Source organism: Kiloniella sp., assembly GCF_048270245.1.
Classification (GTDB): Bacteria; Pseudomonadota; Alphaproteobacteria; order Kiloniellales; family Kiloniellaceae; genus Kiloniella.
Window position 1 is genome coordinate 1 of the sequence record NZ_JBLWTH010000006.1, and the last position, 23,546, is coordinate 23,546.

20 protein-coding genes and 1 tRNA gene are annotated in these 23,546 nt (G+C 41.2%); 8 read left to right on the plus strand and 13 right to left on the minus strand.

What is annotated here, in order from left to right; genetic code table 11:
* Positions 1–53: 53 nt before the first annotated feature.
* The 5 genes from ACN0W5_RS14095 to ACN0W5_RS14115 all read left to right on the plus strand — a co-directional run bounded on the left by ACN0W5_RS14095 (position 54) and on the right by ACN0W5_RS14115 (position 6,043).
* Positions 54–130 (plus strand) — tRNA-Met (locus ACN0W5_RS14095).
* Between the two features lie 228 nt (positions 131–358).
* Entirely contained in the window at positions 359–1,357 is a 999-nt protein-coding gene (locus ACN0W5_RS14100) for a helix-turn-helix transcriptional regulator (RefSeq protein WP_417454737.1), read from the plus strand.
* Positions 1,358–1,489: 132 nt separating this feature from the next.
* Complete coding sequence (locus ACN0W5_RS14105) at positions 1,490–3,502, plus strand: TonB-dependent receptor (RefSeq protein ID WP_417454738.1); 2,013 nt, start codon at positions 1,490–1,492, stop codon at positions 3,500–3,502.
* An 11-nt stretch (positions 3,503–3,513) separates the two neighbouring features.
* A complete protein-coding gene (locus ACN0W5_RS14110; RefSeq protein WP_417454739.1) occupies positions 3,514–4,698 on the plus strand; it encodes a serine hydrolase domain-containing protein in 1,185 nt (394 codons plus the stop codon).
* 73 nt (positions 4,699–4,771) lie between these two features.
* On the plus strand, positions 4,772–6,043 hold the full coding sequence (locus ACN0W5_RS14115) for an MFS transporter (protein WP_417454740.1): 1,272 nt from the start codon (positions 4,772–4,774) through the stop codon (positions 6,041–6,043).
* Positions 6,044–6,138: 95 nt separating this feature from the next.
* Here ACN0W5_RS14115 and ACN0W5_RS14120 read toward each other — a convergent pair whose 3' ends face one another.
* Positions 6,139–6,855: a glycosyltransferase domain-containing protein gene (locus ACN0W5_RS14120; RefSeq protein ID WP_417454741.1), complete on the minus strand. Its 717-nt coding sequence runs from the start codon at positions 6,853–6,855 to the stop codon at positions 6,139–6,141.
* Positions 6,856–6,985: 130 nt separating this feature from the next.
* Between ACN0W5_RS14120 and asnB (ACN0W5_RS14125) the strand changes: the two genes are divergently transcribed.
* Positions 6,986–8,926, plus strand: coding sequence for an asparagine synthase (glutamine-hydrolyzing) (gene asnB, locus ACN0W5_RS14125; protein WP_417454742.1), 1,941 nt, complete (start codon positions 6,986–6,988; stop codon positions 8,924–8,926).
* Here the strand turns inward: asnB (ACN0W5_RS14125) and ACN0W5_RS14130 are convergent, their stop codons facing one another.
* The 6 genes from ACN0W5_RS14130 to ACN0W5_RS14155 form a co-directional block, all read right to left on the minus strand.
* Complete coding sequence (locus ACN0W5_RS14130; protein ID WP_417454743.1) at positions 8,927–10,066, minus strand: glycosyltransferase family 4 protein; 1,140 nt, start codon at positions 10,064–10,066, stop codon at positions 8,927–8,929. It abuts the gene before it with no gap.
* Positions 10,059–12,011 carry an asparagine synthase (glutamine-hydrolyzing) gene (gene asnB, locus ACN0W5_RS14135; protein WP_417454744.1) on the minus strand — a complete coding sequence of 651 codons (1,953 nt, stop codon included), beginning with the start codon at positions 12,009–12,011 and terminating at the stop codon, positions 10,059–10,061. The genes ACN0W5_RS14130 and asnB (ACN0W5_RS14135) overlap by 8 nt, the downstream gene beginning before the upstream one ends.
* Positions 12,011–12,898 (minus strand): NAD-dependent epimerase/dehydratase family protein, encoded by an 888-nt coding sequence (locus ACN0W5_RS14140; RefSeq protein ID WP_417454745.1) that lies wholly within the window; start codon positions 12,896–12,898, stop codon positions 12,011–12,013. The genes asnB (ACN0W5_RS14135) and ACN0W5_RS14140 overlap by 1 nt, the downstream gene beginning before the upstream one ends.
* Positions 12,899–12,907: 9 nt before the next feature.
* A complete protein-coding gene (locus tag ACN0W5_RS14145; protein ID WP_417454746.1) occupies positions 12,908–14,029 on the minus strand; it encodes a glycosyltransferase family 4 protein in 1,122 nt (373 codons plus the stop codon).
* Positions 14,030–14,127: 98 nt separating this feature from the next.
* Positions 14,128–15,057: a glycosyltransferase family 2 protein gene (locus tag ACN0W5_RS14150; RefSeq protein ID WP_417454747.1), complete on the minus strand. Its 930-nt coding sequence runs from the start codon at positions 15,055–15,057 to the stop codon at positions 14,128–14,130.
* Positions 15,054–16,022 carry a phosphoglycerate dehydrogenase gene (locus ACN0W5_RS14155; RefSeq protein WP_417454748.1) on the minus strand — a complete coding sequence of 323 codons (969 nt, stop codon included), beginning with the start codon at positions 16,020–16,022 and terminating at the stop codon, positions 15,054–15,056. Before ACN0W5_RS14155 ends, ACN0W5_RS14150 begins: the two co-directional genes overlap by 4 nt.
* 77 nt (positions 16,023–16,099) lie before the next feature.
* On the opposite strand from ACN0W5_RS14155, the gene ACN0W5_RS14160 reads away from it, so the two are divergent.
* Complete coding sequence (locus tag ACN0W5_RS14160) at positions 16,100–16,867, plus strand: inositol monophosphatase family protein (protein WP_417454749.1); 768 nt, start codon at positions 16,100–16,102, stop codon at positions 16,865–16,867.
* Here ACN0W5_RS14160 and ACN0W5_RS14165 read toward each other — a convergent pair.
* The 4 genes from ACN0W5_RS14165 to ACN0W5_RS14180 are packed head-to-tail and all read right to left on the minus strand — an operon-like array spanning position 16,857 to position 20,125.
* A complete protein-coding gene (locus ACN0W5_RS14165; RefSeq protein ID WP_417454750.1) occupies positions 16,857–17,462 on the minus strand; it encodes an SIS domain-containing protein in 606 nt (201 codons plus the stop codon). The genes ACN0W5_RS14160 and ACN0W5_RS14165 overlap by 11 nt on opposite strands.
* Positions 17,463–17,483: 21 nt before the next feature.
* On the minus strand, positions 17,484–18,545 hold the full coding sequence (locus tag ACN0W5_RS14170) for a Gfo/Idh/MocA family protein (RefSeq protein ID WP_417454751.1): 1,062 nt from the start codon (positions 18,543–18,545) through the stop codon (positions 17,484–17,486).
* Between the two features lie 11 nt (positions 18,546–18,556).
* Positions 18,557–19,327 carry a 3-deoxy-manno-octulosonate cytidylyltransferase gene (kdsB, locus tag ACN0W5_RS14175; protein ID WP_417454752.1) on the minus strand — a complete coding sequence of 257 codons (771 nt, stop codon included), beginning with the start codon at positions 19,325–19,327 and terminating at the stop codon, positions 18,557–18,559.
* A gap of 24 nt (positions 19,328–19,351) precedes the next feature.
* A complete protein-coding gene (locus ACN0W5_RS14180) occupies positions 19,352–20,125 on the minus strand; it encodes an HpcH/HpaI aldolase family protein (RefSeq protein WP_417454753.1) in 774 nt (257 codons plus the stop codon).
* Positions 20,126–20,244: 119 nt separating this feature from the next.
* Here ACN0W5_RS14180 and pgl point away from each other — a divergent pair, with 119 nt between their 5' ends.
* Positions 20,245–20,928 (plus strand): 6-phosphogluconolactonase, encoded by a 684-nt coding sequence (gene pgl / locus ACN0W5_RS14185; protein WP_417454754.1) that lies wholly within the window; start codon positions 20,245–20,247, stop codon positions 20,926–20,928.
* Between the two features lie 38 nt (positions 20,929–20,966).
* Here pgl and ACN0W5_RS14190 read toward each other — a convergent pair whose 3' ends face one another.
* Both ACN0W5_RS14190 and ACN0W5_RS14195 read right to left on the minus strand, forming a co-directional pair.
* Entirely contained in the window at positions 20,967–21,824 is an 858-nt protein-coding gene (locus ACN0W5_RS14190) for an FkbM family methyltransferase (RefSeq protein WP_417454755.1), read from the minus strand.
* Positions 21,824–23,545, minus strand: a complete 1,722-nt coding sequence (locus ACN0W5_RS14195) for a hypothetical protein (protein ID WP_417454756.1) — start codon at positions 23,543–23,545, stop codon at positions 21,824–21,826. Before ACN0W5_RS14195 ends, ACN0W5_RS14190 begins: the two co-directional genes overlap by 1 nt.
* Between the last annotated feature and the right edge of the window lies 1 nt (position 23,546).

A 23,546-nucleotide genomic window follows, 5' to 3' on the forward strand; every position in this document is an offset into this window, starting at 1 on the left:
AAGCTCGGAAAAGTAATATAAAACCTAAAAACAACGGACAAACATCACCCTAACGCGGGGTGGAGCAGCCCGGTAGCTCGTCAGGCTCATAACCTGAAGGTCGTAGGTTCAAATCCTACCCCCGCAACCAATAAAGTACTTAAAAGCCTCCTCAGCAATAGCTGCGGGGGCTTTTTTGCGCCCGTCAGGAGTGAGACAACGAATTCTTAATGTGAAAACAGTAAGTAGCGAAGCTGAGTAAGTTCTCGAAGTAACCTTATCCATGGCAAACAAGCATCAATATATTGCAAGTGATAACTATTCTCATTAAATTGTTTTTGATAATTAGAATCAGAAAAGTAGCTATAAAGGCCAGATAATGCAGTTTAGTGATCGCGAGTATAGCGTTGAGGATTTGCGTATTTTTAGTGAACACCTGAAGCTTAATGTGGAAGATCTGACAATAACTAGATCGGATAAAGCAGTTGATCTTGAAACTGGCCTGATAAATGGATGTTTTCGGGAAAGCAAAATTTTACCTGGTTTAACAGTCTGTACATTAAAGGGGGCGATTCTTGGCGAATATAATGTTGAAGCAACGAATCCACCGGGGTTAAGCCTTTATATTGGATTTGAGGGGAGTGGTCATACAAAACAAGGTGAAAACACTATTGAGCATAAAACAGCGCCTAAAATTTATTATCTGTTCCACGAGAGCCTTTTAACAATCAAGCAGGTATCTTTCCCTGGAAATATTGAAACTGTTGTTATTCATTTTGCTTTAGATGAATTAAAGCTATTTATCGAAGAATACTGTCTAAATAATGGGGAAAAGGACCGTTTAAATACTTATCTACTAGCTGGTCGAGATTACAAGGTTTGGTGTCCAAATCCTTCAATAACCGAGGCTTTAAAAGGGCTAGTTTGTACCGAGTTGACTGGGATAAATCTAAGGTTACATTTTATTCAAGTGGTGGTAGAGGTCTTAAAATCTTTCTTCACACACCTGTTGCAAAGGAACAAAATACAGTCGGAAGAGCAGGTGGTTCTGGCTAAAGATGTTCGGCATGTTGATAAGGCAGTCGAATTTATTAAGAGCAATATGGGTAAGAAGCTAACTCTTCAGGCCATTGCAGATGAAGTTGGCTGTAGCAAGAAGCATTTGAAATTGAATTTTCCAAAAATTTGCGGTTATCCACCAGCTCATTATGTTCTGCGTACACGAATGGAAGTTGCTAAAAATATGCTCAGGTCAGGGCGAGCAACTATTCAGCAAACAGCTGCACACGTTGGCTATGCAAATCAGGCCAGTTTTACGACAGCTTTTCGAAAATATCATAAAATTACGCCGAGTGAAGCAACATCGGCTGCTCTTTAGCTCTCCCTAAGCCCCCAGTACCTCTTTGCGATAATAAAAGGACTAAATGGGAAAACAACATCAATTGAGAACTCTTAAATAATCCTTCAAAACATCCAACGTTGTTTCGTACACTGTTGGAATGTAGATATCATGTTAAATTGTTATAAAAAAACTTTGTTATCTAGCTGCATAATCTGTAGCGCGTTTGTCTTAATTAATGTCCCTGGAAGTGGTGCTTTTGCTGAAGGAGGTAAGACAGATGAAGAGAGTAAAATGCAGCTTGATCCTGTGTATGTAACAGCACAAAAACGGGACGAGATTGAGCAAGAAGTTCCCATTAGTATGGAAGTTTTTACAGCAGATGAACTTGAAAAACAAAATTTAACATCCGTATTTGATATTATTCAAAAAACACCAAATTTGTCTGTTCGAACTGGGGCAAATGGTGGAGATAGTCAAATTACAATCAGGGGGCTTGGCGCTCAACTTCCTTACGTAGATAGCTCTGTTCCTGTTTTTGTTGATGGGGTGGCGATACCTGCAAGCCAAGCTATGATGCTTTTGAAAAATGCAGATCGGGTCGAAGTCTTAAGGGGGCCTCAAAGTACCCTCTTTGGCCATAATGCGATAGCTGGTGCCATCAATATTGAAACCAAATTACCAAGTGATGAATTTGAAGGGCAAATCCAAGGTGGTGTGGGAACCCGTGATCACTACCAAGGGGATTTATACCTTTCTGGCCCGATTCTGGATGAAAAGCTTTATGGATCATTCACAATCTCTGGAACGACAGGCGACGGTTTTGTTAAAAATCTTTCAGATGATAAAAATGCAGATAAATATGACACTAAGTATCTGCAGGGGAAGTTGCGTGCCCTACCTAATGACAACCTAGAACTTAGACTTAATCTGGACTTATCTGACCGCAACGGTCCCGCACGTTATTGGACAGATAGACCTAATTATACGGTTACAAGCACAGATAATCTGAAAGAGGAAACTCACTCACGAGGAGGATCCTTTGATGTGATCTATGATTTTGATGAAGCCGAGCTTCGTAGTTTAACAAACATGCGCCAAACCAAAATTGATTCCCTATTTGCCTGGCCTTACAAAATAGATAGCAAAGAAGAAATTTATAGTCAGGAAATCAGGCTTTCTTCTGTAGATGACGATAGTTCATTATCGTGGCTTGCAGCGGCTTATGTATCTCATGAACGAAATAACGTTAAGCAAGATATTCCCGCTTATCCTGCTATTTACGATACCGACTTGAAAACTCAAAATTATGCGATGTATGGGTATTTAGGTTATGACGTAACAGAACGTTGGAATATTAATGTGGGTACTCGATTTACCCGTGTGGATCGCAAGGCTGATCAGCTATTTTCTTTTGGTGGTACCTCAACAACGTTGGATTACGATGAAACCTTTTATGGTTTTACGCCTAAAGTTAGCACTACTTATGCACTTACACCCTCTACAAATATTTATGGTTCGATTGCTTCAGGATTTAAACCTGGAACAGTTAACTTTGCAGCCTCTAATGCGTCTAATCAGAAAGTAGATAGTGAAAAGAGTATTAATTATGAGATCGGAGCTAAAGGCCGTTTAGCAAACGACAGGATCTCTTATGGTGCTGCGGTGTTTTATACAGATTTCTCGAATTATCAAGCCTATGACACCTTACTCAATGCAATCAATATAAAGCGAGCCTATTCACGTGGTATAGAAGCTAACCTTTCAGCTCTACTGACAGATGAGTGGCAGATCGGGGGGAGTGTTGGATATCTAGATACGGAGATAACCAAAAGTAAGGATCAGTCATACGAAGGAAATAACTTCGCAATTAGTCCGGAATTAACGGCACGGATTTCAACCACATATGAGAAGGATTTGGGGCAGGATCTTACGGGTTATATTACGGCAGATATTACTTACCAATCTGAAACTGATTATAATTTAGCAAATGATGATAAAATTGAGGGTGATGCATACGCGCTTTTAAATGCTTCTATTGGTATCGACTACCAGAATTTACGCCTGGCGCTCCACGGCAAAAACCTTACGGATAAAAAATACGCTGCTGAAATTTCCACAGAAAAATTTTGGACCCCAGGTGCTAGACGATCCGTTCTAGCGACACTTGCTGTTAAATTTTAAGGCTGTGTATCGTGGATGAATTGTTTAATCCTGCTCAGGGTAAAGAACCCTGGGCAGAGGAGAAATTCTTTCCCTTAAGAGACGCTTTTTTACGTCTTTTTGAGCAGGGTGAAGAAATCGGGGCTGGCCTTTGTGTTTATGTGAAAGGGGAAAAAGTTTTAGATTATTGGGCTGGATATGCGGACCTTTTACAAAATAGCTTATGGCAACATGATACTGTAGTAAGTACCTTTTCTGCATCTAAAGCGATGGTCGCAGTTTGTTTACTTCACCTTATTGATAGAGGTTTAGCAGAATTGGATGAGCCTGTTGTTACCTATTGGCCAGAATTTTCCCACAAAGAATGCAGTTTAAAATCAAACGTTACGATAAGGGATGTCTTACAACATAGATCAGGCTTGCCGGTACTTAGGGCAAATAGACCGGGTGACGTCTATCATTGGGACCGCATGATTGGTGCTATTGAAAAGTCCGACCTTATTTGGCCGACAGATACTGAAACGGCGTATCACGCAATTACTTTTGGGCACATCGTTGGAGAAATCATACGGAAAATCAGCGGGATGATGCCTTCTGAATATTTCGATAAATATTTCGCGAAGCCATACGATGCAGATTATGCTTTGAAGCTACTGCCGTCCATGAAAGATCGAGTTGCCGTATGTACGGGATACGGGAGAGGTGCGCAAATATTCTTAAGCATTGCAGCCCGGGTTATGCCATGGCTTGGTGGTTGGAAAAGGCTTTATTTCAAACCCTGTGATGGAAATTACCATCCGAATAGCGATGCCTGGCGAGAATGTGAAGCACCAGCAATTTCAGGGTTTGGTACCGCGAGGAGCTTGGCAAAAATATATAGTGTTATTGGGCAACAAGAACCCACGCTGTTTTCTCCTAAGTTAATGAAAGAGTTGATGTCGGCACCTAAAACTCAGTTAGATCAAGCGACAAACTCATTCGTACGAATTGGGCTTGGGGTCTTTTTTACAGATGATAATTTAGCCCCCTTTGGGCCAACGAGAAATAGTTTTGGTCATGCCGGGATGGGTGGAAGTTTAGGGTTTGTGGACCCGGAAAACCAGGTAGCTTTTTCCTTTGTTCATAATAAGCTCCACCAAAAATCAAAACAGGATCCATCATTGATGGGGAATTCATCTAAGAAATTGATCGACATAGCGTATTCTTGTTTGAGGTAACAGATATCCTAACTTTTTTATAAAAAACTCTCTTAGTTAATTGTCGTTTCTCTTAAAATGAAAAGTATTCTTTATGTCGGCTTGTATTTCTAAAGAAAAAATATTGTTACTTGGAGGACTGTACTGTTCTCAGTTTCTTGCTATATCGTTCATATTTACCGCTTTACCAGCAATACTTCGTAGCGAAGGTGCGGATTTAAATTCTATAGCTTGGTTGTATAGCTTTGGGTTGATTTGGTCGATAAAGCTTTTATGGGCACCTATTGTTGATGCTTATGGATCTCGTAAATTCGGTCATTATCGTAGTTGGATTTTAATCTTACAGCCGCTTATGGTTTTTTCGATCTTACTCGGTGCTATTTTTCCCGTACCTGAAAGTCTGGGCATGCTCGGGGTGGCTCTAGGTTTTTTAAGTATTTGTTCCGCCACTCAAGATATTGCGGTAGACGCGCTGGCAGTTAAATCTTTATCCAAAGATGAAAGAGGACTTGGTAACTCAATCCAAACAACAGGTGGCTTTATTGGATCTATAATTGGCGGCGGTTTTGTTTTGTTGGCTTATGATTTGTTAGGCTGGAAGGGAAGTATGTTTCTTTTAGCTCTAATGACGACAATCCCGCTGTTCATGATAAGCAGGTACAAGGAACAGGGAATGCCATCTGTTCATGGCACAGTACTGCCTCACCTATATAGCTCTAATTCTATAGCTCGAACAACAGGCAGGAAGGGATATCTCCGAGCTTTAGAGTTTTTGACAAAAAGAGAGAATTTGAGCTGGATCCTTACATTAATAGCCTTCAGCATAAGTATTAGTGCGGTTGCCACCCTTCTTACGCCAATGTTGGTTGATTTTGGTTGGTCGCTACAACATATCGGCATAGCTACCAATATAATTGGTCCTATATCGGGGGTTCTTGGGGCATTTTCTGCAGGCAGTATCTTACTTCGGATGTTTAAGCGAAAAACATCGATACTGATATGTGGTTTGTTTATGGTGGTGGCGATAGCAACTTTACTTCTGCCTGCTGGGGGGTATTCATCCTCGTTTATCATCTATGGTGTGATAATATGCATATACTTTGGCTATGGAATGATGGTTACAGTTTTTTACACTGTGATGATGGATAAAAGCCGTCATATTTCAGCAGGAACAGATTATACCGTTCAATATTCTTGTTTCTCCATTACCGGCTATATATCGGCAATGGTTATGATGTCGATAGCTAGTGATTATGGTTATTCTGTTGCGATATATTGCGCCTTAAGTACAGGTATGATGAGTATTTTTCTTGTAATTATATTAAGTAACTCATCATTTACCTCTAGAGAAATTGTCTCTCCCTGAAGTAAATAGGTAGCTCCTTTTTTATTCAAAATTCTTACTTTAATCTGGTCTCGGCAACCAATAAAAACGGAAGATGAAAATCAACGTTAAGTGAGTTAATCTAATCTCTTTTTAATTGAATTACTTAGTCTTTGTAAAAATGATCTGTAATGAGCTTTTTTACGAAAATAATTATGCTTAAGATCTTGAGGCATTAACGTTGGCCAAAGATTTTTTTTCCAACTAACATAAGGCAAGCTGAGTTGGTCGCGTTTACTGTGCTGCAGTAATTCAGCCCACCATTGTTCGTGTAGCTCGCTGATATTGCTTTGATTATGACGGCGTAATAAAAAGTTATTTTCGATAAGCTGTGACGGATTGGGGAGTCCCTGATCAAGATAGAAATTTTTTTGTTTTTCAAAAGTACTTTCTAGATCCATTCCTAAAGCCGAGCATTCTGTAAATTCATCATAAATGTTATCCCTAAAAGGATGATATGCGGCGCCAAAATCTGGCCAAGACAATTTATCAAGCAGCTTTGTCGGGTTGTTTATAAGTCGAGCATTGCCATCAATATACACCGAATATTCATATTCGGATAAAAAGCGATGCGGTAATAATTTGGGCATTCTTGAATAGCGTGTGTTATCAACACCAGGGTTTGCAAACGGGATTATTTTCCAGTTTGATAGCCCAAGTTTTGTTCTCCAGCCAAGTGATTTTTGGTCGGTGAAGCACACATAATCCCAACCAGCGTATTTAGGTTGTTCGATAAGATTGTCGTAACCACCTACAATAGTAGTGTAGATTACATTTTTTTTTGATGTATTCAAAACAATTTTCCTGTTTCTGACAATCTTTGGATCGCGCACTAGAGTATAATTCTATATTGCTCTGGACAAGCTAGCTTTGTCCTATAAAACGAATTGTCATAGCATTTGTTAAAATCGCAGAGGGGCTAAAATGTGTGGGTACGTCGGTGTGATACAAAAGAAAATTCATCAAAGCTATGATGAACTTTCTAATCGTCTTCGTGCCAGTGCAGAAAGGATTAGTCATCGAGGGCCCGATGATGCTCATGAATGGGTTTCAAAAGATGGGCATATAGGATTTGGTTTTCGTAGGCTATCTATTCGAGACCTAAGCGAGGCGGGTCGTCAACCGATGCACTCGCACTGTGCTCGTTTTACGATGGTCTTTAATGGTGAGATATATAATCATCTGGATATTCGTAAGAAGCTTGACGGTATTTCCAGCCAAAGGTGGCAAGGGCATTCTGATAGTGAAACATTGCTTGCTGCTATTTCGTGTTGGGGACTGGAAAAAACATTAACTCTGTTAGATGGAATGTTTGCAATTGCTTTGTGGGATAGGTCAGAGCAAAAGCTTTTTTTGGTTCGTGATCGTTTTGGAGAAAAGCCACTTTATTATACCCAACAAAACGACATGCTCTATTTTGCATCTGAGCTTAAAGGGTTACCAGATCTTGGTGCTTCATTCGGCGACATAGATCAAGAAGCTCTGCAAACGTATTTTCGTTTGAGGTATGTTCCTGCTCCCCGGACAATTTATGAAAATATAAAAAAAGTATTGCCAGGGGAAATTGTTATTTATTCACTGGCTGGTAATCACAATCTTTCATACAGGAAGTATTGGGATACAGCTTTTGAAGCGCAGAAGTCTGTAGATACGGGATACGCAGGAAGCCGTGAAGAAGCTTTAAACGATATTGATAGCCTTCTAAATCAATTGGTCGAAAGACGTCTGGCTTCGGATACACCGATTGGTACTTTTCTTTCTGGAGGGATTGATTCTTCGCTTGTAACTGCTTTAGCGCAAAATCAATCAGATAATGCCATCAAGACCTATACGATACGTTTTGAAGATGAGCGTTATAATGAGGCAGATGAGGCTTTAAAAGTGGCCAAGCATCTGGGAACAGACCACACAGAAATGTCTGTTACAGAAAGTGATGCGCTAAAGTTAATTGGTAATATTCGAGAAGTATATGACGAGCCTTTTGCGGATCCATCACAAATTCCGACAATGTTGCTCTGTCAGCTTGCACGCCAACATGTGACAGTTGCTATTTCTGGGGATGGAGGGGATGAGTTCTTCGGAGGTTATTCGCGATACCTGCAAATAGAAAACGATTGGTATAGTCGCAAACATGGAACGCAAAATGAAAATCTTGCTCGATCACTCGCGGGTCTTCCGTGGCATGTTATTGACAAAGGGGCAGGCATTTTTAGGAAAAAACCAAACCGTTTTGGCCCGAAAGTCAAAAAATCATTGATCAAATCCTGTGCAAATTCTTTAGGAGCTTTTTCAGAGCATTATTCAGGATTTTGGCGAGATGGCCTCCCTCTAAAAGGTGTTTCATTGGATGATAATTGGCAATTTGGGCGAACGTGGCCTTTAGATGAAGGGCAGATGGACAGCTTTGGAGTTCTAAAGTCCTTGATGGTTTCTGATGGCTTGATTTATTTGCCTGATGATTTGATGGTAAAGGTTGATAGAGCAAGTATGGCGGCCTCTCTCGAGGTAAGAACCCCATTTTTAAATCAGGATCTGGCAAAGCTTTGTTGGTCTCTTCCAACGGGGTGGCACATTAATCAGAGAGATGGCCTAAAACAACTGCTTAGAGAAACGTTGTATAAATACGTTCCTCAAAAATTGGTCGACAGGCCTAAAAAGGGTTTTGATGTGCCGATCCGGGATTGGTTAAGAGGAGAGTTAAAACCTTGGGGGGCAGAGTTGGTTAATAGCACAAATGCTGAAGTCTGCGAATTACTGGATATGGAAATGATCCGTCAAAGCTGGCAAGAGCACCAAAAGGGAGCTAGCCGAGAGGGTGATCTATGGCCTGCTCTGATGTTTTTAAGCTGGAAAAATGAAGAATAACTATAGCAATTTTTGTAAAATTGTATCTGTACGCTTTGCCAGTTGTTTCCAACTGTAGAGCTCTTCGGCTGCTTGCCTACCATTCCACCCGTATTTTTTTGCACGGCTTTGATTTTTGTGAATGGAGGTGACGGCTTCGCAAAGGGTTTCAGGCGAGGAGTTCGGAATGACGATTCCGCAATCATTATTTATTACAATATCTTTTTGCCCAGGAAGTCGAGTAGTGATAACTGGTACGCCTGCGGCCATTGCTTCAAATAATTTTAAAGGGTAGAGCCCGAATTGCCCTCTACCATCTGTATCCTGAGTCAAAACGAAAGATAGTTTTGATTCTGAAACGAAATATGGCATGTCTTGGTAATTTATGCGTCCAAGATAACCGATGTGTTTATTTTTTTCTGCAGCTTCTTCAACTAGCGGTCTCATAACTCCGTCGCCAGCAAGGCGAAGCTCTAAGTCTGGAGGCCAAAACGGTGAGGTTGCTGCATTTAAGAGATTATCCAACCCTTGCCATTTGGCAAACGTTCCGTAAAAAGCTGCATATGGCTTTTCATTAGCTTTCGTGAAAAGGTTAGATTTCGGTGGGAGTTGGTTCTTTGGCATAAAGATAGATGTGTTTGCTCCGTTTGTAACTACTTCGAAAAAGGGCTTTTTCTTGTAACAGGAAAGTTTTTTTTCTGAGTATTGCTCTAGGCCTGGCGTTACTGAGATAATCACCGAAGCTAGCTGCATTTGTTTCCGCATAAGCCCGTCAAATATAAAGCGAAATTTTTTTACGCTAGGCCATGCTATGTAGAGATCTTCAAAGGGGCCATTTACTTCGACCGCAATTGGTATGTGTTTTAGCTTAGCAATTAGAGAAACGATAAATCCTGCAAAGTGCATTCTCGTGTATATGATATCTGTTTTTGGAGAAAACAATAAGCGCAACCATAACTTTAAGAAGCTGAATAATCGTGTAATAATACCGGGGAGGTGCGTTGATTTGTATTCTGGAGCAATAAGGTTAACAACCCACTCCTGCTCTTTGAGGCCATTAATAATCTCAATAACGTGAGTGTAGGAGGCATGCCCCTGTCTTAAGGGCTCAAAAGAAATATACGTTAGAGTTTTTTTTCGGTCATTTGAAATATTACTCATCAAACTGTAACTCGTTTATTTCAGCCCATTTGGCGAGATTAACCCATCGCCAGATTGCCCTTGGAAACTCAATTTTACCTTGTTCAAATGAATTCCAAAACCTGACAGCTTTATTCGAATCTATGAATGGAATTTGTTTGAAACTGTCACTCTGTAAAACTTGATTGATCCATGGAGAGAGTTCGTTAAACCAGTTGGTTTCGGGGGTCTGGAACCCGATCTTGTCAGTCCTATTTAATATTTCGTCGGGTACAAGGGATCGCATAGCTGCGCGAAATACAGCCTTGTCACATCCATCTTTTCCTATGAGGTATTCGGGTGGTAGAGATGCTGTGAAATCAACTATTTCAGGCGTAAGGAAGGGAACTCTACTTTCGATAGAATGAGCCATACTGTTACGATCTTCATAACGAAGAAGTCCTGGAAGGTTGAAGTGACATAAGTCTGCGGCTAGAGCTTCATTTAAATCTTTTGCAGTACCAGGGAGGTTTGCAAACTCTCCTTTATGACCTTTTTCACTAAACCAGCGCCAATGAATCGCTGAGTTTATCGTCCCTTCAGCATATTTTTTATGAATTAGTTTCCCTACATGAGGAGGGCATAGACGGGCAATTATGCGAAAAAGAAAATTCGCAAAGGATACTTTGCCTTGTTTTGAAAGAGTTCGGCAAAGGTTTATAGCATCTATGATTTGTCCAGAGCGAACCATACCAGCAATAGCTGCGGAATAATATGATCGGTATCCGGCTAAAATCTCATCTGCACCTTGTCCTCCTAATAGAACTTTTATTCCTGTGTCTTGGGCTTTTTGAAATACTCTGTATTGTGCGTAAATACTTGTGCTACCAAAAGGTTCGTCCTGGTATGTGATAACCTTGTCTATATCTCGGAGCAGATCTTGTGAGGTAAGGATAACTTTATGAGATGTTAGCTCTGCCTTTTTGACCATCAGATCCGCAAAATTCTCTTCATCAAAAGCTGTTCCTTGAGTGCTATAGGTAAAAGTATGAATCGCCTTGTCTCTTGGTAAAATGGTTCTCATTACCGCGGTAATTGCGCTTGAATCAACTCCACCAGACAAGGCTGCTCCATAGGGAACATCGCTCCGCATATGAAGTTCTACGCTTTTGATAAAGAGTCCTCTCAAATGGTCAGTAGCTTCCTGGAAAGAAATATCTTTTGTCGTTAATTGTGTTGTCGATCGTTTATAGTATCTATGAATTTGAAAGTCGTGGGGGGTATTCGTATTGAGTTTCAGGTAGTGACCGGGTTCTATTGAATTGATGTTAGAATAAAAACTTTGCTGATTGTTATTTACAAGTCCAAGAGAGAGATAATCGCGGACGGTTGATAAATTTGGTTTATTATTAATCCCCGGAAAAGTCAGGAGTGCTTTAATTTCGGAACCAAAAACTAAAGCGTCTGTTGTCGGGGCATAGAAAAGAGGTTTTATACCAAAAAAATCCCTGGCAAGAATAAGCTCATTCTTTTGTGTATCCAGAATAGCAAGGGCAAACATACCGACAAACTTCTTAAAAGCTTTGTGGTTCCATTGGATAAAGCTTTTAAGAAGAACTTCTGTATCTGATGCCGTATGGAACGTATGGCCAAGCTTTTTAAGTTTTTCTCGGAGTTCTATGTAGTTATATATTTCACCATTTTGAATAAGTACGTAGCGACCATCATCACTTTGTATGGGTTGATGACCATTAGTGCTAGTATCTATAATTGACAAACGTCGATGAACAAAGCCAACATCAGGGGAAGTTGTCGAAAAATTCGTGGGGGTTTGGTGGTTGATTTCAACACGACGACCCTTCTTCCAGATTCCAAAACCAGAAGCATCAGGTCCTCTGTGAGGTATACTATGGGATAAGTTGTATAGAATCTGTCTTGTATCAAGCTGGGCGGGCGTAGTTCTTATAAAGCCGGCTATCCCACACATTAATAATACTCCGACACTAACTGCTTTAATCCTCTAGAAAGATCTGTTTTTGGCTTCCAATTACTCAATCTTGTGATCTTTCCAATATCTGCAACTCGATAATGAACCTCAAATTTTTCACGTTCTGCTGGAATGGGAAGGTGGATGATTCTTGCTGAGGATTGGCTCTGGGCAATAATTTTTCTTGCTAGGTCATTGATGGTTTCCCCCTGCCCAGAACCTATATTAAAGATTTGGTATTCACCCGCCACTTCGGTTGCCGCAATGGTAGCTTTGGCCAAGTCTGTAATGTAGATAAAATCTCGAACTTGTTCTCCATTCCCAAAAATTTCGATATTTTGGTCGGCTAAAGCTTTTGTGATCATACTCGGCACAGCCATTTTTGCAAATTGATGAGGTCCATAGGGGTTAAAGTACCGCAATATGGTAGATTTGATATCAGAGTTCTCACTGAGAAACTTTAAGCGTTTTTCTCCCTGTAATTTTCCTTTGGCATAAGGCGAAGCTGGTGCTGCATCTATACTCTCATCTACTGCCTGACTCATTGCATTTTGCCCATAAACAGCACAAGTTGATGCATAAACTATACGCTTTGCTTTACACTGCTTAGCGAGAGAAATGACATTATCCAACATTATTGCTTCGTGCGTTTCATTTCCCCAAATTTGTCCTGCTAAATGATAGATAGTCTCAATTGTTGTTGGTAGTGTTGGGAATTCAGTTATATCAGAAAGATCTATAGAACAGCTAGGAAGCGCAGTATGAGCTTGACCCATACGAATAATTTGGAGAAGCGATTGGTTTTGAGCGGCAAGTTCCCGGATTACATGGCGACCAATAAAACCGTTTGCGCCGGTAACCAATATCTTACAGTCGGGAAAATTCATTAAAGGCCACTATTTATGTTCGATTAAATGATAGGAAGTTTCTTCTAATAAACGTGACTGAGAATGTAAATCAGCTTTTTCTTTTATCAGGGCGATGCCTTTGGTTCTCAAGGTTTCATAACTCTGTTGATCCTTGAACAACTCTAAAATGGCAGTAACGACATGTGAGGTTTCAATTTTTGTAAACCACCCTGTTTCCTTGTGAGCAAAGAACTCTTTATAGCGTTCAAGGTCAGCCATAAGAACAGGGGTTCCGCAGGCCATGGCTTCCATAACTGAAACAGGGGTTCCATCGGAGGGGGACAAGCTAATAACAAGATCGGCACTATTATAGGCGAGCATCATCTCTTGTTGGTTCATCGGCGGTGCATAGCGTACATGGTCTTCCAGATTTAACTCTTTGGTTCTGGCTTCCAAATTTTTCCGATAGTTGGCATCCTGATTGTAGGTAGCAAAAACTAATACTGATTTTGGGTTATGCTGTACAACCTCTTTCAAGGCATCCAGCATCATCATTTGGTTATAGAAAGGCTTTAACATGCGTGGACTGAAAATTATTTGCGCATCTTCTGTAACGCCCCAAAGACATCTAGTTTGTTGTGTTGAACCCTCGGGGTGAAAAATTTCATGATTTACTCCCCAAATTACGCGTTGAATCTTTGACCTGGGAACTCCAAATCGTTCGACGGTTTTGCCGAGGTGGTTCGAGACAACAGTAACATGGTCACATTTTTTTAACGCACGTTTTGTGATCCAGCGCCCAATGGGGCCAAGAGTTCCTTGTTCATCAAAAAGAACATCACCACCCAGGCAGCTGATAATAAAAGGTTTTTTACCTAGAAGCCAAGCCATCCAAGTGGTAAGTTCTGCTGCATAGTGCGCGTGATAAACATCGGCTTCAACAGATTTGACGCCATTATAAATGGCTTTTAACCAACGTAATTTTCCTAAAATTCCTTTATCAGAGGATATCGCGCAGGGGACATGTCTTACGCCATCTGGGCACTTGCCGTCATCGGGCGATACCAAGGTCACATGGTGCCCAAAATCTTGTAAAATTCCACATTGCAGATAGGTATGGCTGCTACGGGCTGCGGCTAAAACACATATTTTTAAAGGTTTCTGTTGCATCTTCTTCAAACGTCTCGTGATCAATACAGAAACGGAATTGTGTGTTGTGGCTGTATTTCTTGTTTATTTACGGGTTTGTTTTCTCAAATACTTCCGGATTACTTCCAATGTCCTGCAAAAGATTTTTTACCATCGATAAGAGCTTCCCATATGCCTCGCAAATTTCCTTTTAAACGATCTCGAGTAGGTTGACCTGGTTTTTTTACAAGAGCCAAAAAATTCATAAACACGAGGCCGAAAATGCTCCATGTAAACAATAGTGAGGAAAAATCCCCCATCTTTCGAAACATATAGAAACGGTTATAGGTTTGTTGGCGACCTAGGATATACATTTTTGCATCTGCCATTTGGCGTTCATGATGATAAGTTCGTGATCCTGCCAAGACAAATAGTTTATAATCACGGCCGACCCGATAACTATATTCAAAATCTTCTCCAAAACCGTGGCCTACAAACCATTCGTCATAGTGAAATTTAGCAATTACGTTCCGATGCCACAACGTTGCCCCACCGTAAAGCCATTTTGTCTCAATGGTCTCTTTTACTGTTGGGATTGCACTGTGAAAGCCGGACCTTGTCACACTTCCGGCTGGGTCACTATACATCAAAAAAAATTTCAACCAGTTTTGGCGATAAGGGGCTGATTGATTAATGATAGACATGGATACACCACCAACCTGATCATCCGCCTGTATCCAAAAATCTACCATTTTCTGAGTTGCCTCAGGCTCTAATTCAAGATCATCATCCAGATAACCTGCAACAGTTATCTCATCATTTAGTGCTGCCATTCCTGCATTACGTTGTTTCGCTAAAGAGGGCGGAAAACACCGTACGTAGGTAATATCTAAATCGGGATGTTCATTACAAACGGGTTCAATAGCTGGATCACTACCGTCTACAATGATAATCTGGTTTGGTTGTCTTGTTTGTTTTTGTAAACTTGCAAACAATACCCGTAAATCATCAGGACGATCTTTGGTAGGGATGACGTAGGCTATTTTTACATAATTTTCAGAACCGATCATTGAGGGAAAACACCCTTTTCGGGTAGTTGGTTATTGTCTAGACCCTCAATGGCCGCCCGGCCCATGGCCAGAATTGCTTCGTCCGCACTGCCGCCGATGTGAGGCGTGCTTAAGAAATTATCCAATTCTATAAGGCCTTTGCTCTGGGGTGGTTCTATAGCGAATGCATCAAAAGCAGCCCCAGCTAGTTTTCCTGTTCGCAAAGCATTTTCCAAGGCTTCCTCATCAACGAGGCCTCCGCGGGCTGTATTGATCAGAATAGCGCTGTCTTTCATCGTTGTGAGGCGCTGTTTAGAAATGATATTCGCGGTTGTCTCATTGTACGGAATGTGGAGGCTCACTACATCTGATTGAGCTAATAACTCATCAAGGCTTACTGGGTGGATACTGTTCTCTTTATAGAATTCGGGGTAATCCCTAATGTCATGTACAAGTATTTTACTTCCCAGTACCTTTAAAATCGATACGAGATCTTTCCCAATATGACCGCAGCCAATTATGCCGATAGTTTGATTGCTTAGTAGTCGGCCAGGTAGTATTTTCCATTGTCCGTCCCGAATTTTGCGAGAACTCTGATCAATATTTCGAATTAGGGAGAGCATCATGCAAAGCGCTAATTCAGATACAGATCTTTTATTTACTCCACCTGTCCACCCGAGGTGTATATTTTTCTTGATGACGGCGTCTAAATCAATTTTGTCGAATCCAACACCGTATTTACTGATGGTTTTTAATTGGGGGAGTTGAGAAAGTACTTCTTCGGTAACTGGTTCCAAAGCTAGGATTGCACCGTCCATACCAGAAAGAAATGAGACTAGACTTTCGCCCTTTAAGCTTAAACCTTCATCATTGAAGATGGCTTTAGGATAGCGGGCTAAAAGTTCTTCTCTCAAGACCGGGTGGCGAGAAAAGCTGCGAGAGGCAACTGCAATATTCCAAGAAGAGTCAGCTTTATATTTGGTCATTGTTATCTTATGTTAATCGCAATAAAGATATATTGTTTCTTATGAATTTCTTATTGAGTTTATAACTGATTATCAAGATGACACAAGTCGACAACATGCAGTGCTCTGCCGAATTAAAACTTGCCAAATCCCTTGCTGTTAAAGCTGGAAATGCCTTGCGAAATCACGCTGAAGAATGGAGAGATGCCGTTGCATTGCCTGAGAGAGATATCAAGGTTAAGGGAGACTTACTTGCTGAAGAAATAATTATCTCGGGTCTGAAAGCGGGCTCAGAGTTTCCGATTTTTTCTGAGGAGGCAGGTTGGGCTGTAGAAGATCAAGAAGATCAATCCTTCATGTGGGTTGTTGATCCTCTTGATGGAACTTACAATTATTCTCGTGGAGTTCCGCTTTGTTGTACAAGCATCGCTCTGGTAAAGGGCGGGGTTCCTCGTCTGGGAGTAATTAATGATTTCAATCGAAATGAAATTTTTTATGGGGAGGTAAACTCAGGAGCCTGGTTGAATGGTGAAGAAATTAATGTTTCCACAACAACAGAACCAAACTCAAGTGCTCTGATGACAGGGTTTCCTGTTAATCGTGATTTTTCAGCTGAAGCTTTGTCCTGTACAGCCCTTGAATTCGGGCGTTGGAAAAAAGTACGAATGATAGGTTCCGCAGCCCTGTCATTGGCCCAAGTTGCGTGTGGTCGTGCGGACGCCTATCACGAAGAGAACATCATGTTCTGGGATGTTGCCGCTGGCTTAGCCCTGATAGAAGCTGCGGGGGGGCGCGTTGTGATGCCTCGGGTAAAAACTGAGATTCCCAGAACCGTATGGGCAATGAACAGTTCTCTTAAACTCTAACCGCTCTCATGAGATAAGTCCCAACGATATGATCCAGAATCATGTGGAGATCTTCGACGGGGCCGTATTCCCCTTTGGCAGTTTCGATCAATATGGATAGATCTGAGACTTTACCACTTATACCGCCATCAAAACCACATAGAGATATTGTTTTGGCTCCAACTTCTTTCGAGTATTCCAAAGCTTTGACTATATTTGGGGAATTCCCTGAAGCTGAAATGGTTATGACCAGATCACTCGGGCGAAGAAGGTTCTTCAGTTGAAGTACAAAGAGATTTTCATATCCATCATCATTGGCAATTGCAGTCATGACAGCATTATTGTCTGTAAGGCTTTGTACCCGAAATGGTTTTCCAGGAGCTCGTGTTCCTAGCCCAATATCATTTGCAAAGTGTGAAGCTGTCGCCGCACTCCCGCCATTACCAATAAAGAAAATTGACTTATCATTTTCTCGAGCATCTAGAATCAGCGTAATGAATTCTTCGACCTTCTGGTAATCCAGATTTTTGAGTAATTCACAGAGGTAAAGAGAATATTCACGTGCGTATTCTGCCGGAGAGGATATGTCTGCGAATATCGCGTCGAGTTTGTTCATAACTGAGCCGTTTTCTGTAACTTATTCAACTGATATATCATACTTGCTCTGCCACTCAGGGTCAGCACAGTAGATGCGGTAAACTAACTCCATCGTTTTGAGGGCGTCAAGGCTTGTTCCCACTGAGACTGGTTTGTCGTTAGAGATACTGTCGGCAAATTCAGCTATTTCACGTTCCCATGAGTTATCATATATGTAGCTCGTGGTTGTTTCTCTCGGGTTTCCACCACTCTCTTCTTCACGATAGGCGATAGTCAGTACTTCTTGCCCATAAGAGCGTGTACTTGAAAGAATTCCTGAAAGTGTCAAGGCCCCTTTTTCAAACATCATCTCCAGAGAAAATTTGTGACGCCATTGCGTGGCACTGGATTGAATGAAAGCTACAACCCCTTCATCGTTACGCATAAGGGCATAAGCGTTGTCTTCAACGTCCTTATTCCAGAAATCATTTGTAACGAAGCTCTTAATTTCCTTGAATTCGCCAGCATAACAGCGAATTAAGTCAAGCATATGTATCCCTTGGTCGAGAAGGATACCTCCCCCGGCGATTTCTCTGTGGGCGCGCCAGTAAACAGGATCGTTAGGATCTGTAATGCCTTTGATTTTTGGCGTGAGCACTGATTTTCCATAAACACCGCGTATATTAACGATTTTGCCGAGTGTCTTCTCTTTAACAATCTTAAGTGCGTCGAGAACGGAATCGTGATATCGGTGATTGAAGCCGTATTTGAGCTTTAAATTTGGGCGAAGTTTTTCAGCTTCAATTACCCTTCGTATATCCTGAACATTGCGGCCCGGAGGCTTTTCACAAAAAACATGGCTGTTCTTTGTTAATCCCATTATCGTAGCATCGGCCGCGACATGGTTGGGTAAGCAAACAAAAAGAACATCAAGTTCTTCCTGTTCAATCATTTGGCGATAATCACCATAATAGCAGAGGTTGTTACGTTCTTCTTTTTCAGGATTGTAAGTTTGATCGCTGACTGCACTTACGTGAAATAGAGGGTGCTTATCAATAAAGTTATGACGTCGCTTTCCGACAAGCCCATGCCCAGCGATACCGACTCTTAGTTTTTTTGCCATCTTATCCACAGCTATTTGATATTCAGGTAACGTGATGTGGTGCTATCTTTTTCTAAAAAAATTTCAGCTCGTTTGCGGTCATTTTCAGTATCAACGCCAATGGTTTCAACTTCACTTTTTACCGAAAATAAGGGAATGCCATTTTCTATGAGTCGCAGCATGTCAACTGACTCTGCAATTTCGAGAGGTGTCTGAGGAATTTCAGCATACTCAGCCAAAAAAGATGAGGAATAGGCGATAATTCCGGTTTGTTGATACATTTCAACCGTTGAGCTTCTCGAGCGATTAGGAATAGGACTGCGTGAGAGGAAAACTATCCGATTTTCCAGATCAGTAACAATTTTTACGACGTTAGGATCGTCATGTTCTTCGGTGTTATAGAGCCGACTAACGAGGTTAATTGCGGGAGATTTTTTCTTCTTATAAAGGCGGACCATGTCATCTAAAAGTTCAGGATTGACCATAACTTCGTCACCTTGAACCATGAGAACTAAATCGTCATCCTTGAGATTGAATTTACCATTATCGATAGCTTCAGCAACACGGTCAGTACAGCGCTCGTGTGTGTCGGCAGTCATTATGGCTGAACCGCCCGCATCAGTGATGCAATCGTAAATCTCCTGATCGCAAGTTGCAACGATAACTCGGTCGATTTCTCTCGCCAGTTGACACCGTTCCCATACATGTTGAATTAAGGGCATTCCCAAAAGATGTTTCATCGGTTTTCCCGGAAACCGGGAAGAGGCCATTCTGGCAGGTATAATACAAATTGACTGAGTCATGAATTTAGAGGCTCTAATTTACGATTAGTGTGTGGCAGTTTCGAGGTCTATAGTTACTTCAGAGAGCTTTTCGGCTAAAAAGATCATGTCTGTGCCGTAAGCTATGAAGCGAAAGCCTTGTTTGATGTTACTCGCAAGGGATGCTTTATCTGTGTGTACAACGTGTATGCCGCCAGCTTTGTCTGATGTTTGGCAAAAGCGTTTTGCTTTATCCAGAGATGCTGCAACTTCAGGTGCTGTGAAATCACCCGGCTTTCCAAATGAACCTGAAAGATCGTAAGGGCCTATCATGAAAGCATCAACTCCAGGTATGGAAATAATATCGTCTAATTGATCAACGGCATCTTTATGCTCGATCTGCACGATGACGACAATTTCAGGCGCGATATTTTCTTTGTAGTCATCGAAGGTTGTGCCATACCCTTGAGCTCGGAATAGGCCAACACCGCGTTCACCTATTGGCGGGTAGTATACGGCATTAACAACTTGCTGCGCCTCGGCAGAGGAGCAAACTTGCGGAACGATAATTCCTTTGGCTCCACAATCTAAGGCACGTTTGATTTGCAATGGATCATTTGAGCCCACTCGAACAAATGGGGATATTCCCGCAAGATCAATCACCTGTATCATTTGTGCCATGGTCTCTGTTGATATGCCGGTATGTTCCATATCGATGACAAGCCACTCAAATCCTGCCAGCCGCGCCATCATCTCTACGGTATGGACATTGGGAAGGCTGATCCACGAACCGATTGTGGTCACATTATTTGCCAATTTTTGTTTGATTTTTGCAGACATTGATCGGTTTTTACTCCTGAGTGCAGGGTGCGTGCTATGGTAATTTCTTAAAGGTATAGTATTAATGGGATAACTTATAAAGCCTATTAATCCGTACGGACCTAACAAGTGTTAAAGCAATGAAAATAGTAGAAGTTAAAACAGAGGATGTGCTCTATCGGGAGGTTGTGGATAGAACTGCCGATTTGCTGAAACAGGAGATCAAAAGCTCTGGCCGAGCATCCTTGATCCTATCTGGGGGCAATACGCCGCAAAAATATCTTCCGGCATTGTTTTCTATCCCTTTGGATTGGGGGAAAGTTACAATTACGTTGTCAGATGAACGCTGGGTTCCCCAAGAACATCGTGATTCTAACGAAGGTATGATCCGCAAATGTATGGAGAATTATCCGGAAGCACAAAAGGCTAAATTCATCTCCTTCTACTTTGGAGAAAAGTCACCTGTAGAAGATGCTAATCGTTTGGAGAGGCTTCTTATCGCAGAAGCGATGCCTTTCTCAGTCGCTCTTTTGGGGATGGGGGCTGATGGTCATATTTGTTCTTTATTTCCAGGTGCAGTGGATGATGAAGAAAGTCCCAAAGGGGTATGCATCGTTAATCGTGATGCACCGCTGCACCCAAGGATCTCTTTATCTTATGAGGTTGTAAGAAAGCTAAAAACACCTATTTTAGTTTTAAATTCGTCAATGAAAGTAGAAACCTTTTATGATTTTAGAAGGTCTGGCAGGAGCACTAGGTCTCCTGCTCTTGATGAGTTAGTCGAGAATCAAGGTCTTATTGTGTTTCAGTTGAAGTCAAATTAGTCTTATGACGAAACACAAGGCAAATTATACAGCATTGATTAAACGGTGTATTTTTCCCAGACCTGATTTCTTGTGTACTCAGCTGACCAAACGACTTTCATGCCTGCATCGGTAAGTAGATCTATACAGACTTGGTTGGCTGTTTCATCCATTGGCATTTCGATTACAATGCTTCTTAACTGTGGATCTGTAAGGGTCTTTTTTGCGCCGCGCAGAATTTTAGGCTCATTTCCATCGGTGTCGATTTTCATACAATTGGGGACAACTCCAATATGTTTGGAGAGACTATCAACGGTAGAAGTGGCGATGCCTTCTTTCCAGACGACTTTATAGCCTTCATCTGTAGTGGATATGTCATTAACACTTTCAGTGTGGACAGCCGCACCCGGAGTGACATCTTGAATATGGAGAGAGCTTAGCTGATCTTTGTCGCTCACTGCGACTGAGAATAAGTTAACTTTTTCCGTCAATTTATTGGCAATAATATTTTCTTTTAAGTAGTGGAGATTTGAATACTCAGGCTCAAAACTGTAAATATTTACATTGTTTTTTGAAATGGCAGTATAGAGTGTGAAGACACCGATGTTCGCACCGATATCAAATAATGTGTCGCCTTCTTTGACGTATTTATCTATGTATTTAGAGACTTCTTGCTCTTTTTTATTGTATAGGTACCATCTGAAATGGGTAATTGAATTGTCGCAGGGTAAGTTTAATCTTGAAGAGCCGATTTTTACGGTTCTTCTTGGGACCAATACTTTGGCAAGCCACCATGTGAAGGGCATATATAGATAGCGCCAATCACCTTGAGAATCACTCCAATAGCCGTAAAGTCGACTGTTAACCACCCATCTTGCTATCGGTTTTAGTCGATCTTTCCAAGTACGACTTTCCATTATGCGAATACCTTCTTTAGTAAATTTTGATTTATTGGTGCAAAGCAGAACTTAGCCCAATCCCTCTGGGTTTTGTATATGTCATCTCGTTCTTGCTGAGACATTTGCGTTAACTTAGTGAGAAGATCAAGGAAATCTTTGCTGGTTTCGACAGGTAAGAATGGCTCGATGTTGTCAAAAACCGGGTTGATTGAAAAGCAATCTGTTAAATCAGCATATATTCCAAGGATTCCAAAGTTTATTGCTTCTGGACCGGCACTTGTTGCGCAAAATAATACAATGTCGTTGGCTTTTACGTTGTCTCCTAGATCTCCTGAAACTTCAGATATGTTCGGATATCGTTCTTGTAAATCAGCAAAGGCTAGGTCGAAAAATGTATCATCTACAGCCTTATATCGCCGTAAATTAATATCTGAGATTTCGCATATCTCGGGAGTGGATAATAGCCAAGATCTAAAAATTCGAATCTCTTCGGGATGACTAACTGTGAAGAGAACCTTTAATTTCTTTTGGGACGAATAGCGAGGTTGCCAATTGGAAACTGATGGAGATTTCCGGCTTCCCCATACTAATCCTTGAGCGTTTACCTTATTACCCCATTCTTTAAAGTAGTTTGAATAGCCTTCTCCACAATACGCATAGGTTATTGGTTTGGGGCAGGTACCTTGGTCTTGATCTTTAAGGGCCAATAGCAGTTTGTGTTGGGGATGTGGCGTGAAGCCAATTGTCTCTACCCCATTTTCCAATGCGGCTAATAGAACGGCTCTTTCAATCCCTTTTTCTTCGTAGGGCAATATTACTCTTGAGTTTTTCCGTGACTTAAGAAGACGTTTAATCATTCTATAAGTAGCTTGTACTTCTATCAGTTCTTCCGGGTCATTGAGTTGGGCAAAATACTGTGACCAAAACTTGGGATAATTAAAGCTATCCAGTTGGCAGGGAGACCCTCTTAGTTTCCTTGTAGATAGGTAAGATCTGATCCCTGCTAATGTCGCGATTACTACATCAGTGTAGTTTAGTTGGCGTAAAAGAGAGACGGTTCTACCGTCCTTATTGTCGGGTGTTAAGCCTAAAGCCAGTATGGAAATATTGTTTTGGTCTAATTCATCAAATAAATTTGTATAGTAGTATTTATAGCCATCTTGAAGGTTTTGATTATGTATATGTTGATAGATAATGAAGTTGGACGTGTTTGAATACTTTGCAGCGGGGCGAGAGCGCGCCAGTCGAAATAACGACCATATTCTTTTTAATGTAGGCAGGAGTTTATGCTGGCCTCTGTTGCCCGCGTATTTTTTTTCTTTGGTTGAAAAGTTATGATGAATGGTAATTGCCATAGTTTTAGCAACGCTTTTAAGGTGGGTATAGACTTCAAAAGGTGCGCCGTTTATATGGAGTGTTTGCCCTTCAGTTTGTGAATTTAACCAAGTGATCATGGCGTGAGAAAATATAAGAGGCTTAAATATATCGGCATTACCCCAAGGTCTGACATCTAGTCTTGATAGGCGCGAGAACCACCAGGATTTATCATTTGCAGCAATCTCTTCTCCCAATGTTGAATGAGAAAGATTAAGTTCCTCAAGCCATTTGTCTCTGTGTACTTTAATGATAGAGCGTAGATCGAGTAAATTGGGGTGATTGAATATTGTTTCATCAAAATCGTAATAAGCGGTTTTGTTTTTAGATGTCTGATTACTAAATATTACGGTGTGAGTTGGCATA